This window comes from Alistipes sp. 56_sp_Nov_56_25, assembly GCF_001915285.1.
Taxonomy (GTDB): Bacteria; Bacteroidota; Bacteroidia; order Bacteroidales; family Rikenellaceae; genus Alistipes; species Alistipes shahii.
On the sequence record NZ_MNQF01000007.1, the window covers coordinates 1 to 16,714 of the forward strand.

Genomic DNA, 16,714 nt, shown 5'->3' on the forward strand with positions numbered 1-16,714 from the left:
GGATTTCACCCGCGCGTGGTTCGCCTGGCAGAACACCCTCTTCGGGGAACTGATTCTCAAGCTCGTAAACGACGGGAAAACGGACCTGCTGAATTCCATATACTAACCATGAAGAAACTTACAATTTACGCCACCTTCAACGAGGAGGGTATTTCGTTCCCGTTTCCGCAACTTACGATTCTTAATTCGGGGTGATAAAGTCTGCGGCACCGGCAGAGAGGAGAGCGGTGTGAATTTCGAGTGCCGCTCTTCTTATATTTTCCTCTCTCTGGCGTTTTCGGAAGTTAAAGAGTATCTTTGTACGTTTTTTCAACCCATGTGTTTATGGAAACGTTAGAAATCAATAAAGTAGAAATTCGCAATCTTCAGAAAGAGGATTACGACCAACTGGCCAGTTCCTTTACCCGCGTCTATGCCGATGGAAGCGACGTTTTTTGGACGCCGAAGCAAATCGACAAACTGATTCGCATCTTCCCGGAGGGGCAGATCGTCGTAGTCGTGGACGGCAAGATCGTAGGCTGCGCGCTTTCGATCATTGTGAATTACGATGACGTGAAGAACGACCACACCTACGCCCAGGTTACGGGGAATGAAACATTCGACACCCACACCCGCAAGGGTAACATCCTCTACGGCATCGAGGTCTTCATCCATCCCGACTACCGGGGACTGCGTCTGGCGCGGCGCATGTACGAATACCGCAAGGAACTGTGCGAAAAACTCAACCTGAAAGCCATCATGTTCGGGGGCCGTCTGCCCAACTACCATAAGTATGCGGAACAGATGCGCCCCAAGGAATATATAGACAAAGTGCGCCAACGTGAAATTGTCGATCCTGTGCTGTTGTTCCAGCTCTCGAACGATTTCCATGTCCGTAAAGTAATGCGCAACTATCTGCCCAACGACGAGGAGTCGCGCCACTACGCCTGCCTGCTTCAGTGGGACAACATCTATTATCAGGCTCCGACCGAGGAGTACATCCTGCCCAAAACCACGGTGCGCGTAGGCATCGTACAGTGGCAAATGCGCAGCTACAAGACCCTTGACGACCTGTTCGAACAGGTGGAGTTTTTCGTCGATTCCGTGAGTGGCTATCAGAGCGATTTCGTTCTTTTTCCCGAATATTTCAACGCTCCGCTTATGGCGCGGTTCAACGATGTCAGCGAATCGGAGGCCATTCGCGGGCTGGCGCAATATACGGATGAAATCCGGGACCGGTTTATCGCATTGGCCATTAAGTTCAACATCAATATCATCACGGGCAGCATGCCCCAGATCAAAGACGACGGGCAGCTTTACAACGTGGGGTTCCTCTGCCGCCGTGACGGAACTTACGAAATGTATGAAAAATTGCACGTTACGCCCGACGAGATGAAGTGCTGGGGATTGAGCGGCGGCAAGACGATCCGCACGTTCGAGACGGACTGCGCGAAGATCGGCGTATTGATCTGCTACGACGTTGAGTTTCCGGAACTTTCACGCATTATGGCCTCCGAGGGGATGCAGATTCTCTTCGTGCCGTTCCTCACGGATACGCAGAATGCCTATTCGCGCGTGCAAGTCTGCGCCCATGCCCGCGCCATCGAGAACGAATGTTTCGTGGTGATCGCAGGCAGTGTGGGCAACCTGCCCAAGGTGCACAACATGGACATTCAGTATGCGCGCTCCGGAGTCTTCACGCCCTGCGATTTCGCTTTTCCGACGGACGGACGGCGTGCGGAGGCGACGCCCAATACGGAGATGATCCTTATTTCGGACATTAACCTGAACCTGTTGAACGAGCTGCACACCTACGGCAGCGTCCGCAACCTCAAGGATCGCCGCAGCGATCTGTACGAGGTGCGGGTGAAAAGATAATCCGGTCGCGTCTGAACCCGTAAATATTATTCGATACTCGAAATCATAACGTCGTCGAATTCTCGATTTTAACTTCAGTTTCAGCACCTCCATTTCTGCCTCTTCAGGCTCTGCCTCGGGCTTCATCTACTCCCGCAGACAAAGGTATAGGTTGTCGGAGGCTGTCAGCCCCGAGTTCCCTGTGTATATATGTTCTCTGGCTGGTAATGTTACCCGTGCTTTGACCGAGTATTTGCATTATCTCACTCTGCTTCTTTTCTCGTAGTATATGCCAGCAGCTCCTGATCTTCAAGCGGCTCAACTTGAGGAATACCCCTATCTTTGATGTCTGGACCCATGCATTCGAGTTTTAGACATCTTCTGAACTTTTTACAATCACCTTCACGCTCGCAAGTGGCGAAGAACTAATTTATCCGATTCCTGCTAGCTGTAAATCAATAGTATAGCTTTTTCGTCGATCTGGATGCCCTTCCGGGTTAAGAGAACACAATAGTACCGACACTTGTTATTACCGGCGCGACCAGATGGGACTTGTTGCGAAAATAAACGGTTATCTTTCTCCGCTCGACAAAGATAATTACGATAATTTTATGCTGAATAGCAGCAGTCAGCGGATTCAGCTTGTTGCAACTCGATGAAATCAATGTTTTCTTTCCCAGTTATATTCGGTGGAAGATATTTTCCTAATCGATGATGATGTATGAGATCAGGCGAAGAGGGGGTTTAGGCTGTATTTCAGAACAGTAGTAAACTGGGAAGGTGTTTGGTTTTTTGATGCTGAACAACCTCAATTTATCTTCGGACGAAAGGCCCCGATGACTGTACGTTGCCACGACAAGGGTACGATTCAAGCGTTCAATGATCAATTTCATTGTTTGTTGACAGAGCGAGAATGCTGCAATAGAGATAAAATCATATTGCCCGAACCCTTCTTTGAGAGGAAGAAAATAAGTGAATGATTGTTTTTATTGCGATGATTATTCGGTTGAATTTCCTTCATCATAACTGACACATAAAACTGTTCAAGCATCTTGTGTTTTGACACTAATGATAACTTCTTGTTCTATTTCTTCCAACAAGAACCTTGTATGCTTGAGAAAATGGAATATCCATGCGTTAGAATGCTGCCCTTTTAGCAAATTTGTCAAATCCGCATTTTTTTTGTATTTTGTAATCGGTTATTTGAAATGCGGTATTTGAGCGCAAGACGCTGAAAATAAACCGTTGCCTTTTCGTTACCTATTATCCCTATACAAAAATGTAATGATCCGATAAATCAGGTCGTTATGCCCTTTTAATCCCGCTCCCGAAAGGGTGCGGCTTTTTCATTGGGACGGATCGGCCGCTTATTCGAAGGCGACCGTCTGACCGTTGATTTTCACATCGCTGAAGACGGCTTCCGAGGTCTTCTTGCTGTCGCCGCTGTTGGCCGCCAGGCCGATCAGCAGTTTGTCGGGCAGTCCGCTGACGGTGACGGACTTTCCCACGCCGAAAGGATCGTCCCTGGTCCCGGCCGGCAGCGTCGTTGCGGGCGGATCGGGGGTGTCTTCGGTGGCGTCGTCGCCGCACGCTCCGGCGAGCAGCGGGAGGACCAGCAGAAGGAGTAAGAATCGTCTCATACGTATTGTGGTTTTAGGTTGACGTTTGCTGATAACAAAATTAACCCGCCGGAGGTTGTCCGACGGGGAAAATTTATCCGTTTACAGGGAAAAATCGTCACACGCCCGGAAGGATGCTTCCGGCGCGCCCGAAACCTTATCGTTTGAAGCGTTTGGCAAGGCCCCCTTCGGAGGTTTCGCGGTAGAGGCTCGGAAGGGCGTGGCCCGTTTCGTTCATCACCTCCACGACCTTGTCGAAGCTCACCATGTGCGAGCCGTCGGAGAGCGTGGCGTAGGCGTTGGCGTCGAAGGCCCGGGCTGCGGCGATGGCGTTGCGCTCGATGCAGGGGACCTGCACCAGTCCGCACACGGGGTCGCATGTGAGGCCCAGGTGGTGTTCGAGACCCATCTCGGCGGCGTATTCGATCTGCGAAGGGGTTCCGCCGAAGAGCTGGCACGCGGCGGCGGCAGCCATGGCGCACGCCACGCCGACCTCGCCCTGGCAGCCGACCTCGGCGCCCGAAATGGAGGAGTTGGTTTTGGCGACGTTGCCGAAAAGTCCGGCCGTGGCCAGCGCCCGCAGGATGCGGATGCGCAGGAAGTTGCGCGAGGTGGAGAGGTGGTAGAGCACGGCGGGCATGACGCCGCTCGACCCGCACGTGGGGGCTGTCACGACCGTGCCGCCCGAGGCGTTTTCCTCGGAGGTGGCCAGCGCGTAGGCGTAGATTTTGGCCCGCGAGGAGAGCGAGTCGGTGTAGCTTTTCGACTTGACCCAGTAGGTCGAGGCCTTGCGGGCGACCTTCAGCCCTCCGGGCAGCACGCCGTCGTTGTTCAGGCCGCGCTGGATGGTTGCGCACATCGTCTCCCAGACCGTGTCGAGGTAGTCCCAGATTTCGGGACCTTCGCAGTCGCTCACATACTCCCAGAAGGTCTTGCCCTCGTGGTAGCACCACTCCTTGATCTCCGAAATGGTCGACAGCGGGTAGATGCTCCGGGGCGTTTCGAGGCGCGAGGCCTCGTTGGCCAGCGCCCCGCCGCCGACGCTGTAAATGGTCCAGGAATCGACGACTTCGTCGCCTTTCAGCCCTTCGAACAGCATGCCGTTGGGGTGGAAGGGGAGCACGACCTCCGGTTTCCAGACGATCCGGGTCGGGGCGGCCGGTTCGAGCACCGAAAGGATCGCCACGTCCGTCAGGTGGCCCTTGCCCGTGGCGGCCAGCGATCCGTAGAGGGTCACGCGGTAGGCGTCGACGTCGCGGCAGCGTTCCGCAAACCGTTCGGCGGCCCGCTTGGGACCCATCGTGTGGCTGCTCGACGGGCCGCTGCCGATCCTGTATAACTCTTTAAGCGATTCCATAATCGTGATTTTACGGGAGCAAAGATAGGTAAAATTCCACAAGAAAAGGAGAAATAAGCCTTTCTCGCTTTTTACCCGGCATGGATGTGCGGAAGTCTCCCTTTTCAAAGGGAGGTTTGGGGGGCTGCATGGGTTCAGGGGCACAAAAAAAGGAGGGATATTGATTCCTCCTTTCTTGTAGCCCCACCGCGACTCGAACGCGAATTTAGGGTTTAGGAAACCCTCGTTCTATCCCTTGAACTATGGAGCCGTTAAAAACAATGCGGCGCGTCTGTTGCCAAACGCACCGCAAAGATAGTAAATTTTTCTGTTTTTAGAAACTGAACCCCACGCCGATGGAGAACGTGTGGGCGCGTGCGGTGTAATTGCCTGAAAAGTCGGTGATCGCGCTGGTCGTCGGATACTCGGGGGCAACGTTCTTGATCTGCTCGTTGGCCAGCGCCAGCACGGAGTTGACGTAGGGATAGGAACCCGTGCGCTCCGGATCGGCCGAATTCACATAGCCGTAGGCCAGGTCGACGTGCATCCATTTGCAAGGACGGAACGTGACGCCGGCGGTGTAGGCGAGTTTGGTCATCGAAGGCGTTTCGGGATTGAGGTAGTCGCTGCTTACGGGGCTTTCGTCGACATACATACCCATGCGGGCCGTCAGCCAGTCGAGTGCGTGGTATTCGCCGCCGAAGCGGAATGCCAGCGTGTTGGAGTAGTTTTTGTCGCTGGCGGGGATCGTCAGGACCGGAAGATTCGTCGACGGATTGAGGATCTGGACATCGAGTTGGTCGTATGCGCTCCACAGCACGTATTGCAGATCGACGGCAAACTCCCATTTCGGCACGGGGCGGAAGCTGACGCCCCAGGTCAGCGATGCCGGGAGCGGAAGTTCGGTTTTTACGATTGCCGAGGAGATTGCCGAGGGATTGATGTCGAATTTCGGAAGAAGCTGTCCCAGGACGGCCTGAATCGTCGGATCGTCGATGGTCGACATGTCGATCGAGCCGGAATTCACCTTCATCTTGAGTTTCGAACGATAGGTCATGCCGAGCGACCATTGTTCGTTGATGTCCCACATGATGCCGAGATTCACCCCGACGGCCATTTTGGCCTTGCCTTCGAGATCCAGCGACATGATGTTGCGGTCGCCTGCCAGCTCGAAGATGTTCGGAGTGCCCGGAGCTACGATCTGTATGATGTTGTTCAGCGCGACGTTTTGGGCATTCGCCGCTCCGACGGGCAGCATCGAACGCGAAAGGTCGAATTTACCCCACGTCATCATCAGGCCGGCGCCGACGGAGAGGTGTTCGCAGATTTTGAACGACACCGTAGGCTGGAGATTGTAGGCCTTGAGGTTGATGGACTGCACGAGCTGCGCTCCGGCCCAATTGTCGCCCCAGTTCATCGAAGAGCCGAAGGGGGTGTTGAAAGCCAGGCCGACCGACATCCAGTCCAGCGGCTTGTAGTTGAAATAGGCGTAGAGCGGGGTTGCGATCTTGTTGTCCGACGTGAAGTGCCGGGACTGGGTCTTGCCCGTGTAGTCGGGCAGGGTGGTATAAGTGGCTTTCGAGTCTATTCCCGTGACGCCGACCGAAAAGTCGAACTGCGTGCTTTGGAATGATGCGGCTGCGGGGTTGAACCAAATGGACTCCGAGTTGAGTTTCATGGCCGTACCTACGTGGCCCATACCGTTCTGTTTCGAGGAGAGGTTGTTTACCTGATAGCCCTCGGCGTAAGCGCCGGAGGCGATGGCTGCGGCGGCCAGAACGAGGAAAAGTTTTTTCATAACGAATTGGTTTGGTTTATACTCGGCATGCCTCCCGGCATGCAAAATCGGGGCAAAAGTAGGAAAACTATCCCCTCGGCCCAAACTTTTTGGTCTAAAATTCCCGAAAATTGTACTAAATGGTATAGGATTGGCCGAATTGGCGGGTTTTGCTCCGAGGTCTCTCCGGGAATGGATACCGATTTATAATAAGCGCCGCCGGGGGAGGCGGGGTGTGACTGCCGGAGAGGCGGGGATTGCCGGGGTTGAGGGGCCGGGGATTGCCGGGTTGTCAGGCCGGCCGGGGTTGTCGGGGGCGGCAGGATGTTCGGGGACAGCAGGGTATTCGAGGCTACACCGCAGCGGGCCGTGGACTTCCGCGGCCGAGACTTCCGCGGCCGGGGGCCGGAGATTGCCGGGGCGGCAGGATGTGGTTGCCGGGTCGTCGGGCCTCCCGTCGGGTCGTCAGGGTCTCCGGGGTTGTCGGAAATGAGCAAGACCCGCTCGCTGGCGGGTCTTGTCTTTATTTTCTGGCGTTGTAGGCTTCGAGCGCCTTGCCCAGGATCAGCAAGGCCCGTTCGAGGTCCTCCTTCTTGAGGACGTAGGCGATGCGGACCTCGTTGCGGCCGCATTCGGGATCGGAGTAGAAGCCCGACGCAGGCGCCATCATAACGGTTTCGCCTTCGTATTCGAAATCCGAGAGACACCAGGCGCAGAACTTGTCGCTGTCGTCGACCGGGAGCCGTGCCACCGTGTAGAAAGCCCCCATCGGGATCGGCGAGTAGACGCCCGGGATGCGGTTCAGTCCGTCGATCAGGCATTTGCGGCGTTCGATGTACTCCTCGTAGACCTCGGTGCTGTACGACCGCGGCGCGTCGATCGACGCTTCGGCGATGATCTGCCCGATGAGCGGCGGCGAGAGGCGCGCCTGGCAGAATTTCATCACCGCATTGCGCAGCGTCTTGTTCTTGGTGATCAGCGCGCCGATGCGGATGCCGCACTCGGAGTAGCGTTTCGACACCGAGTCGATCAGCACGACGTTCTGCTCGATGCCTTCGAGGTGGCAGGCCGAAATGTAGGGCGAACCGGTGTAGATGAATTCGCGGTAGACCTCGTCCGAAAAGAGGAACAGGTCGTATTTCTTCACCATGTCGCGGATGCGGTTCATCTCGCGGCGGGTGTAGAGGTAACCCGTGGGGTTGTTGGGGTTGCAGATCAGGATGCCGCGCGTGCGGTCGTTGATCAGCTTCTCGAACTCCTCGATCGGGGGCAGCGCGAATCCGTTCTCGATGGAGGCCACCACCGGGCGGATCACGGCGCCCGCCGAAATGGCGAAGGCCATGTAGTTGGCGTAGGCCGGTTCGGGAACGATGATTTCGTCGCCCGGGTTGAGGCACGACATGAAGGCGAAGAGCACGGCCTCGGAGCCGCCCGTGGTGACGATGATCTCCTCGGGCGAGAGCTTGATCTGATACTGCTCGTAATAGGTCACCAGCTTTTCGCGCAGCGAGCGGTAGCCGTCGCTGGGGCTGTATTCCAGCACCTTGCGGTCGATGTGTTTGAGGGATTCGAGACCCTCCTTGGGCGAGGGGAGGTCGGGCTGGCCGATGTTCAGGTGGTAGATCTTCGTTCCCCGGGCGCGGGCCGCGTCGGCCAGCGGGACGAGTTTGCGTATCGGGGAGGCCGGCATCTGCTCGGCGCGGAGTGAAATTTCGGGCATGTTACGGTGTTTTTGCGGACGGGGTGTTATTCCACCTCGGCCGTAGGACGGAACTTGATGACCTTGCGGGGCGGGATCTTCACGGCGGCGCCCGTGCGGGGATTGCGGCCCACGCGTTCGGATTTCTGCTGCACGCTGAACGTACCCAGTCCCGTCAAGGTCAGCCGTTCGCCCTCGCGGAGCGACTGCACCGTGACCCGGATCATGGCGTCGACGGCCTTGCGGGCGTCTATCTTCGAGATGTTCGCGTCGAGGGCGATGGCCTCGACAAACTGCGCTTTGTTCATGGTGTCGTGCGTGAAGAAACTAACCTCTCGGTCCTAACTTACTGACAAAGATATGCAATTTTCGGATAAAGAAGAAAATTATCGTCTGATTTTGATTTTCGGACCGCCGTTGCGGACGATAAATCGCGGTAAAGATTTGGCGGAATGGAAAAACGGTGCTACTTTTGTCCCCGGAAAGTTGGCGGAGTGGTCGATCGCGGCGGTCTTGAAAACCGTTGAACCGCAAGGTTCCGGGGGTTCGAATCCCTCACTTTCCGCCAAGAAAAAGAAACGGGTTGCAAATCGAATTTGCAACCCGTTTTGTATTTGGGCCGGGCTGAATATATTCGGGACCGGATCGAATACAAAACGAAATGCGGCAGGGCCGCCGTTTCTTGGGCTTGCAGGGACGCCCCCGGCAGGGCAGGGAAAGACGAGCGGCACGAAGCCGTCGGGCGGAGTGCAGCGAAGTCAATTCCTCAATCAAGGAATCCCGGGGATCACGGAGCGACGGCGACGTAATTCCGCGATTCTCAATTCCCGCTCGTGGCCCCGCAGCCTGCCGCATTGGGGCGCAAGAGCGTTCGTTTGAGGCCGATTGGCGGGCCAATTCAAAAATAAGTGTTATATTTGTCCGAATTTTTAAACTGAATTACGATGTCATACAATTTATTGAAAGGAAAGAAAGGTCTGATTTTCGGAGCGCTCAACGAGCAGTCGATTGCCTGGAAAGTGGCGGAACGCGCCGTGGAGGAGGGCGCCGAAATCGTCCTCACCAATACCGCCGTATCAATCCGCATGGGAACCATCTCGAAGCTGGCCGAGAAGTGCAATACGATCGTCGTTCCGGCCGACGCCACGAGCGTCGGGGATCTGGAGAACCTGATCGACAAGACGATGGAGCACTTCGGGGGCAAATTCGATTTCATGCTCCACTCGATCGGCATGTCGCCCAACGTCCGCAAGGGACGCACCTATGACGATCTGGATTACGATTTCCTCTCGAAGACGCTCGACATCTCGGCCATTTCGTTCCACAAGGCCATCCAGGTGGCCCGCAAGAAGGACGCCATCAACGACTGGGGTTCGATCGTCGCCCTTTCGTACATCGCCGCGCAGCGCACGCTCTACGGTTACAACGACATGGCCGACGCCAAGGCGCTGCTGGAGTCCATAGCCCGCAGCTTCGGTTACATCTACGGCCGCGAGAAGCATGTGCGCATCAACACCGTGTCGCAGTCGCCGACGCCGACCACGGCAGGGAGCGGCGTGCTGGGGTTGGGCGACCTGATGGGTTTCGCCGAGAACATGTCGCCGCTGGGCAACGCTTCGGCCGAAGATTGCGCGGACTACGTGCTGACGCTTTTCTCGGACCTCACGCGCAAGGTCACGATGCAGAACCTCTACCACGACGGCGGATTCTCGTCGATGGGCATGTCGCGCCGCGCCATGAAGACCTACGAGAAGGGCATGCGGTTCGAGGACGTGCACGAGAACCAGTATCCTTTCGGCAAGTAGTTTCCGATTCTCACGGGCATATTTCGCCCTGCCTTGTTCGCCCCGAATGGGAAATACTTCGGGATATCCCATCCGGAGCTTACTGCGTTATGTCGAAATATGCTTCGCGATAATCAAAAACCCATCCGCGCCCATGAGTGGTCGTATGGTTGTAATTGACAGATATTCAGAATAATCTGACGGGGCGGGCTTGTGATGCAAGTCAGGCAGCCCGAAGCTGCCAGTCGCAATGCAAACCCCGGTTCTTAACCGGGCGAACACACGAACATGCGAACAGGGGGTGTTCGCCTATGTTCGCATGTTCGCATGTTCGCGCAGCCCCTCCCCGGCATAGCCCGCAAGCGGTCCGCGCCCTCGCTCAACCGTAAGGTTCGCCTTAATACTGGTGGTCGTCGCCGCGGATCTCCTCGCGGGTGATCGGACGGCGGTTCATCGCACGCCAGGCGTACCAGATGTAGGCTGCCACGAACGGCACGAACAGCGACACCCACGCCATCGTGCGGAGCGTGAAGAGGCTCGACGAGGAGTTGCGGATCGTCAGCGACGACTGCATGTCCGCGAGCGAAGGGTAGTAGGCCGTGTCGTTCCACCCCGCGAGCAGCAGCAGCGACAGCACCGTGAGCACCGTGCCGACGCCCCCGAACCACACCGCACGGCGGCTGCCGCACCACCCCAGCCAGACGCTCCACAGCACCGAAACCACGCCGATCAGCAGCGCGGCGGCCACGTAGGGCATTTCCACGAGGTTGTGCAGGTATTTATAGGGTTCGACCGAGACCGTGCCCGCGGCGTCGACGGCCCATCCGTCGGCGAGGACGAGGGCCAGGAGCCATGCCACGAAGCAGGCGACGAACAGCGCGGCGAACGTGCGCATGCGGCGTGCGGCGCGGCGGAAGATCGCCTCGTCGTCGATGTTGTTCATAAAGTACTGGCAGGCCAGCGTCATGGCCAGCAGCGTCACCGACAGGCCCAGCAGCACGTTGCGCCACTCGGCGACGGCCTCCAGCCCGTGCCACGGCGTCGCCCACTGCGAGATCACCGCCGCGCCGCCCTGGTTGGCCAGGTTGAGGCGGTCGACGGTGAATTCCGCCCCCGTGAAGAAGGTTCCCACGGCCGTGCCGATGAGCAGCGGGCCTAACACGCCGTTGACGAGCAGGAAGGCGTTGAAGGTCCGTTCGCCGAAGACGTTGCCCGGTTTGCGGCGGTATTCGTAGGCCACGGCCTGAATGACGAAGCACAGCAGAATGGCCATCCAGACGTAGAACGCCCCGCCGAACGACGTGGAGTAGAACAACGGGAACGAGGCGAAGAACGCCCCGCCGAACGTCACGAGCGTCGTGAAGGTGAACTCCCACTTGCGGCCCAGCGAGTTGACCAGCATGTTGCGCTCCTCTTCGGTGCGGCCGATCGTGTAGAGCAGCGCCTGACCGCCCTGCACGAACATCAGGAAGACCAGCAAGGCCCCCAAAAGCGAAATGACCAGCCACCAATAGTGTTGAAGTAGGGTGATAGTATCCATAGTTGTCGTTGTTGTCGTTGTTGTCGTTGTTTTGCCGCTCTTGTCCGTCGGCGATTCACGGCGTACCGCCGTGTTTATAGATTTGACCCACCCCTAAATCCCCGCCCTGGCGGGGACTTGTGTCCGCTTGCGCGGAAGCCACGCTGCCGGTAAATTTGCGGTAGTCGGGATGTCAGTCGTCTTTAGGTCCTGTTTTGATCTGCCGGAACATAATGCTCAACTCGGCGGCGAGCAGCGCCGTGAACAGCGCCAGAAAGAGGAAGAAGGTCACCGAGACCGATCCGCTGGGGATTTTCGACGCCGCGACGCCCACGGGCATCAGGTCCTGGATGGCCCACGGCTGGCGTCCGACCTCGGCGACGACCCAGCCGGCCTGCGAGGCGAGGTAGGCCAGCGGGACGCTCCACACGGCCGTCCGCAGCAGCCAGCGTTTCGAGGCGAGGCGGTCGCGGCGGTTGAGCCACCAGACGAGGCCTAGCAGCAGGATGAAGAAGCAGCCCGCGCCGACCATCACGCGGAACGAGTAAAACAGCAGCGGCACGTCGGGCACGATCTGCTCCGGCGACGAGAGGTAACCGTAGCCGAAGTAGGCGAAATGTTCGCGCAGGAACTCCGCGCCCTGGGGCGTCGAGCGGTCGAACTTGGCCTCGATCTCGGTGATGGCCGCCGTGTCGCCCTTCTCGCGCGCCGTGCGGTAGCGGCCCAGCTCCTCGACGGCCACGCGCCCCCGTTCGATCTTCTCCGAGGCCGGCATCACGCCGTACTCCTCGTTGCCGTAGACCAGGTCGTTGATGCCCGGAACGAACGCGTCGGCCGAGCGGAAACTCATCAGCGAGAGCATCTTCGGAATGTCGATCCTGAAGTAGAAGGCGTCGCCGCCGGTCCGCTGCGCCTCGGGACGCAGGATGCCGACGGCCGTGAGCGGCGCGCCCTGCTGCCCGTCGTAGAGCGCCTCCATGGCCGCCAGCTTCATGGGCTGCACGCGGGCCACGATGGCGCCCGAACGGTCGCCCGTGAAGGCCGTGATGAGCGCGAAGACGAACCCGAAGGCCGAGGCGATGGCGATGCTCCGGCGGGCCATCAGCTGTTCGCGCCGGCGCAGCAGATACCACGCGCTGACCCCCACGACGAACAGCGCGGCGAGGACGAACGACGAGGTGACGGTGTGGAAGAACTTGTTGACCGCCACGGGCGACAGCGCCACGGCCGAGAACGAGGTCATCTCGTTGCGCACGGTTTCGAGGTTGAAGTCGCACCCCACGGGGTATTGCATCCACGAGTTGGCGACCAGAATCCACCACGCCGAGAGGTTGGCGCCGAAGGCCGTGAGCCACGTGGCCGTGAGGTGGAAACCCCGGCTGACCTTGCGCCAGCCGAAGAACATCACGGCGATGAAGGTCGATTCGAGGAAGAACGCCAGAATGCCCTCGATGGCCAGCGGCGCGCCGAAAATGTCGCCCACGAAGTGGGAGTAGTTGGACCAGTTGGTCCCGAATTCGAATTCGAGGATCAGGCCCGTGGCCACGCCGATGGCGAAGTTGATGCCGAACAGGCGCATCCAGAATTTGGTCGTGCGGAGCCAGAACGGGTCCTTCGTGCGGACGTAAAGGGTCTCCATGATGGCGACGAGGAAGCCCAGCCCGAGCGTCAGCGGGACGAACAGCCAGTGGTAGATGGCTGTCATGGCGAACTGCGCGCGCGACCAGTCGACGGTGGATAGGTAGTCGGAAAGCATAGCGTATTGGGTTACTGGTTGGTTGTCTGCGTCGCTCCGGGACGCCGGAGCCTTCTTGTTTGCGGCTTTCGGCCGCGTTTGCGGGCCCGCACCGCGCCGGCGACCCTGCCCCGGAGGGGGATTGACGCCGCGAGCGGCGGCCGGAACTGCATGATGACGGGTGCATTCATGGTTGCGGAATTTCGGGTGTCAGGTTTTCCAGCACGCAGCCGGCCTTTTCCGAGGGGCTTTTGCCCGCGAGCAGGTCGGGGAAGAAGAAGACTTTCAGCACGGCGAACAGGATGAAGAGTTTGATGAGGATGATGGCCCACAGGGTGCGTCCCACGGTCATTTCGCGGAATCCCTCGACGTAAAACCGGATCACTTTGCGGAGTGTCTCCATTTCGTTGCGTGTTGGATGTTCTACCAAAGTTAGGCAGAAAAAAGGAAATAAAAAAATTCCGGCCCCGAAAAAACACGGCCGGTGTACGATAAGGCCGGAAATGCTTACCCCCCCCCGCGTAAGACGCCGGTTTCAGGGGGCTGGCGGCTTCGGCTTGCTTTCCGCCCGGTTCTGCGCCCGGTTCTCCGCGAACACGCGAACATGGGCGAACACCCCATGTTCGCGTGTTCGTCCCTGTTCGCATGTTCGCGGTTTCTTCAGGGCGAAGACCGCAGGTCGGGCGTCCCGATGGCGCAAGTACGAAAATTCTTCGTACTTTTGCCTCTCGTAAGAAGAGAATATGAAGACGAATGCTGAAAAACTGCCGTCGCCCTGGGTGTCGGCCATTCCGCTGGCGGTGCTGACGGGACTCCTCTATGTCGTGATCCGCGCCTTCGGCGGCGAGGCCATCAACGGCGGAAGCCAGATCGCCCTGCTGTCGGCCACGTCGGTCTGCGTGATGCTCTCGATCGGCATCTACCGCTGCCGCTGGGCCGTGCTCGAAGAGGCCATCATCGACAACATCCGCGCCTCGGCGTCGGCCATCGTCATCCTGCTGCTGATCGGCGCCATCGCCGGCACGTGGATGATCTCGGGCGTGGTCCCGACGATGATTTATTACGGACTGCAAATCCTCCACCCGTCGTTCTTCCTCGTGGCTTCGTGCGCGATCTGCGCCGTGGTGTCGCTGATGACCGGATCGTCGTGGACCACCATCGCCACCATCGGCGTGGCGCTCATGGGCATCGGCCAGGCGATGGGCTTTTCGGAAGGATGGGTCGCCGGAGCCATCATCTCGGGAGCCTATTTCGGCGACAAGCTCTCGCTGCTCTCCGACACCACGGTGCTGGCCTCGTCGACGGCCGGCGTCGAGGTCTTCACCCACATCCGCTACATGCTCTACACCACCGTTCCGTCGATGCTCATCGCCCTCGGGGTCTTCACCGTCGCGGGCCTGGCGCTCGACCACGGAGTTTCGACCCATGCCGAAATGTATGCCGCGACGCTCGCCGCGACGTTCCGCATCACGCCGTGGCTCCTCGCGGTGCCGCTGGCCACGGGAATGCTCATCGCACGGAAACTCCCGGCCATCGTGACGCTGTTCTCGTCCGTGGTCTTCGCCTGTGCGGCGATGCTCCTGGCGCAGCCCGAACTGGTGGCCCGGGTGGCGGGCGTCGGGGAGCTGGACTTCATGTCGGGGTTCAAGGGGGTGCTGATGACCTGCTTCGGCCCGACGGCCATCCCCACGGGCGCGCCGCAGCTCGACGAACTGGTCGCCACGCGCGGCATGGCCGGGATGCTGAACACCGTGTGGCTGATCATCTGCGCCATGTGCTTCGGCGGGGTGATGACCGGCAGCGGCATGCTGCGGTCGCTGACGTCGATCTTCCTGCGCTGGGTGCGCCGCGCCTTTTCGGCCGTGGCCTCGACCGTGGGCGCGGGCCTCTTCTTCAACCTCTGCACCGCCGACCAGTATATCTCGATCATCCTCTCGGGGCGGCTTTTCCGCGACCTCTATGCCGACCGGGGGCTGGAGCCGAGGTTGTTAAGCCGCTCGGTGGAGGATTCCGCCACGGTCTGCTCGGTCCTGATCCCGTGGAACTCGTGCGGCATGACGCAGGCCACGGTGCTCGGCGTCTCGACCTTCGTCTACGCGCCCTACTGCATCTTCAACATCGTCTCGCCGCTGATGTCGCTGCTCGTGGCGGCTGTCGGCTGGAACATAAAACGGAAAAAATGAAAACTTCGCTCGTCATCTTCGACCTCGACGGCACGCTGCTCGACACGATCGGCGATCTGGCCGTGGCGTGCAACGCCGTGCTGGGTGTGCGGGGACTGCCGCAACACACCTATGAGGAATACTGTCATTTCGTCGGCAACGGCATCCTGCGGCTCGTGGAACGCGCCCTGCCCGAGCCGCTGCGCACGCCCGAAACCGTCGCCGCGGTGCGCGCCGACTTCGTGAAATACTACACCGAACACATCGACGCCCATACGCGGCCCTACGACGGAATTCCGGAGCTGATCGCCGAGCTGGCGCGGCGGGGCGTCGCGCTGGCCGTGGCGTCGAACAAGTTCCAGGCCGGGACCGAGAAGCTCGTCGGGCTGTTCTTCCCCGGGGTGACGTTCGCCGCGGTGCTGGGCCAGCGTCCCGGCGTGCCGCTGAAACCTTCGCCGGCGGTCGTCGAGGAGATTCTCGCACGGACGGGCACGGCGCGTGAGGAGGTGTTGTATGTCGGCGATTCGGGGGTGGACATCGAGACCGCGGCGGCTGCCGGGGTGCGCTCGGCGGGTGTGACGTGGGGTTTCCGCGACCGTGCGGAGCTGATCGCCGCCGGGGCGCGGCATCTGGTCGACCGGCCCGGCGAGTTGCTGGAGCTGCTGTGACGCCCGGTTCTTGCCACTTTTAGCCGGGCCTTCGTTTGACGGCTCCGGCATCGGGCCGGAGTCGTTCGCGGCCAGTGGCAACGTGCAGGAGGCGCAACCTCCGCATTCTCGCTTGTGGCGGAACAAGGATAACCGCGGTCTTTGCCCGCGGAAGGTGATGTACTTTTTGGCCGCAAAAAGTACCGATCGCAGTCTGCGACTGGTGTTGTTTGCCGCTTTTGGTCGGCTGTTAACCGCGGTCTTCGCCCGCGGGGTACTTTGTACATTTTGACCGCAAAAAGTACCAAAAACTCCCCGGCGGATGCCTTTGCCTACTTCGTCCCGTCTAACGTTCGAAACGGGCGCCTATTTGCGGGTTTGCAAGCAAACCGGCCCCGTTTCTTGCCACTTTTAGCCGGGACTTCGTTTCGCGGCTCCGGCATCGGGCCGGGACCGTTCGCCGCGGTTCTGTCTTTTCGGCCGGGCAAAGAAGCGAACACGCGAACAAAGGATGTTCGCCCCTGTTCGCGTGTTCGCATGTTTGCGCAGAACCGGACGGAGAACCGGACGGAGAGCGGGCCGAAGCTGCCAGCCGCAATG

12 protein-coding genes, 2 tRNA genes and 1 pseudogene are annotated in these 16,714 nt (G+C 59.1%); 6 read left to right on the top strand and 9 right to left on the bottom strand.

Going from position 1 to position 16,714, the window contains the following annotated elements:
- Window positions 1–106, top strand: a 106-nt coding sequence (locus tag BHV64_RS03795) for a glycoside hydrolase family 125 protein (protein WP_288115579.1), incomplete at its 5' end; no start/stop codon positions are given.
- 218 nt (window positions 107–324) lie between these two features.
- Entirely contained in the window at window positions 325–1,857 is a 1,533-nt protein-coding gene (locus tag BHV64_RS03800) for a bifunctional GNAT family N-acetyltransferase/carbon-nitrogen hydrolase family protein (protein ID WP_022061461.1), read from the top strand.
- Between the two features lie 1,346 nt (window positions 1,858–3,203).
- On the opposite strand, the gene BHV64_RS03805 is transcribed toward BHV64_RS03800, so the two are convergent.
- From BHV64_RS03805 to BHV64_RS03830, 6 genes and pseudogenes are all read right to left on the bottom strand, one after another.
- Entirely contained in the window at window positions 3,204–3,476 is a 273-nt protein-coding gene (locus tag BHV64_RS03805; RefSeq protein WP_015547667.1) for a hypothetical protein, read from the bottom strand.
- A gap of 136 nt (window positions 3,477–3,612) precedes the next feature.
- Window positions 3,613–4,812: an L-serine ammonia-lyase, iron-sulfur-dependent, subunit alpha gene (locus tag BHV64_RS03810; RefSeq protein WP_022061460.1), complete on the bottom strand. Its 1,200-nt coding sequence runs from the start codon at window positions 4,810–4,812 to the stop codon at window positions 3,613–3,615.
- Window positions 4,813–4,990: 178 nt separating this feature from the next.
- Window positions 4,991–5,062: transfer RNA gene (locus tag BHV64_RS03815), tRNA-Arg, on the bottom strand.
- A 63-nt stretch (window positions 5,063–5,125) separates the two neighbouring features.
- On the bottom strand, window positions 5,126–6,589 hold the full coding sequence (locus BHV64_RS03820; RefSeq protein ID WP_022061365.1) for an OmpP1/FadL family transporter: 1,464 nt from the start codon (window positions 6,587–6,589) through the stop codon (window positions 5,126–5,128).
- Window positions 6,590–7,091: 502 nt separating this feature from the next.
- Complete coding sequence (locus BHV64_RS03825; protein WP_015547664.1) at window positions 7,092–8,288, bottom strand: pyridoxal phosphate-dependent aminotransferase; 1,197 nt, start codon at window positions 8,286–8,288, stop codon at window positions 7,092–7,094.
- Between the two features lie 26 nt (window positions 8,289–8,314).
- Window positions 8,315–8,581 (bottom strand): annotated as a pseudogene (locus BHV64_RS03830) (HU family DNA-binding protein); the annotation flags it as partial.
- Between the two features lie 166 nt (window positions 8,582–8,747).
- Between BHV64_RS03830 and BHV64_RS03835 the strand changes: the two are divergent.
- Window positions 8,748–8,835 (top strand) — tRNA-Ser (locus tag BHV64_RS03835).
- Window positions 8,836–9,211: 376 nt separating this feature from the next.
- Window positions 9,212–10,072: an enoyl-ACP reductase FabI gene (locus tag BHV64_RS03840; protein WP_022062555.1), complete on the top strand. Its 861-nt coding sequence runs from the start codon at window positions 9,212–9,214 to the stop codon at window positions 10,070–10,072.
- A 376-nt stretch (window positions 10,073–10,448) separates the two neighbouring features.
- On the opposite strand, the gene BHV64_RS03845 is transcribed toward BHV64_RS03840, so the two are convergent.
- The 3 genes from BHV64_RS03845 to BHV64_RS03855 all read right to left on the bottom strand — a co-directional run bounded on the left by BHV64_RS03845 (window position 10,449) and on the right by BHV64_RS03855 (window position 13,708).
- Complete coding sequence (locus tag BHV64_RS03845; protein ID WP_288115575.1) at window positions 10,449–11,591, bottom strand: cytochrome d ubiquinol oxidase subunit II; 1,143 nt, start codon at window positions 11,589–11,591, stop codon at window positions 10,449–10,451.
- A gap of 172 nt (window positions 11,592–11,763) precedes the next feature.
- A complete protein-coding gene (locus BHV64_RS03850; RefSeq protein ID WP_288115576.1) occupies window positions 11,764–13,326 on the bottom strand; it encodes a cytochrome ubiquinol oxidase subunit I in 1,563 nt (520 codons plus the stop codon).
- Between the two features lie 166 nt (window positions 13,327–13,492).
- The gene (locus BHV64_RS03855) at window positions 13,493–13,708 is read right to left on the bottom strand and encodes a DUF4492 domain-containing protein (RefSeq protein ID WP_015547662.1); all 216 of its coding nucleotides are present in this window, start codon (window positions 13,706–13,708) and stop codon (window positions 13,493–13,495) included.
- A gap of 340 nt (window positions 13,709–14,048) precedes the next feature.
- On the opposite strand from BHV64_RS03855, the gene BHV64_RS03860 reads away from it, so the two are divergent.
- Complete coding sequence (locus BHV64_RS03860; RefSeq protein WP_118406896.1) at window positions 14,049–15,488, top strand: Na+/H+ antiporter NhaC family protein; 1,440 nt, start codon at window positions 14,049–14,051, stop codon at window positions 15,486–15,488.
- A complete protein-coding gene (locus BHV64_RS03865; RefSeq protein WP_015547660.1) occupies window positions 15,485–16,135 on the top strand; it encodes an HAD family hydrolase in 651 nt (216 codons plus the stop codon). Before BHV64_RS03860 ends, BHV64_RS03865 begins: the two co-directional genes overlap by 4 nt.
- Window positions 16,136–16,714: the final 579 nt, after the last annotated feature.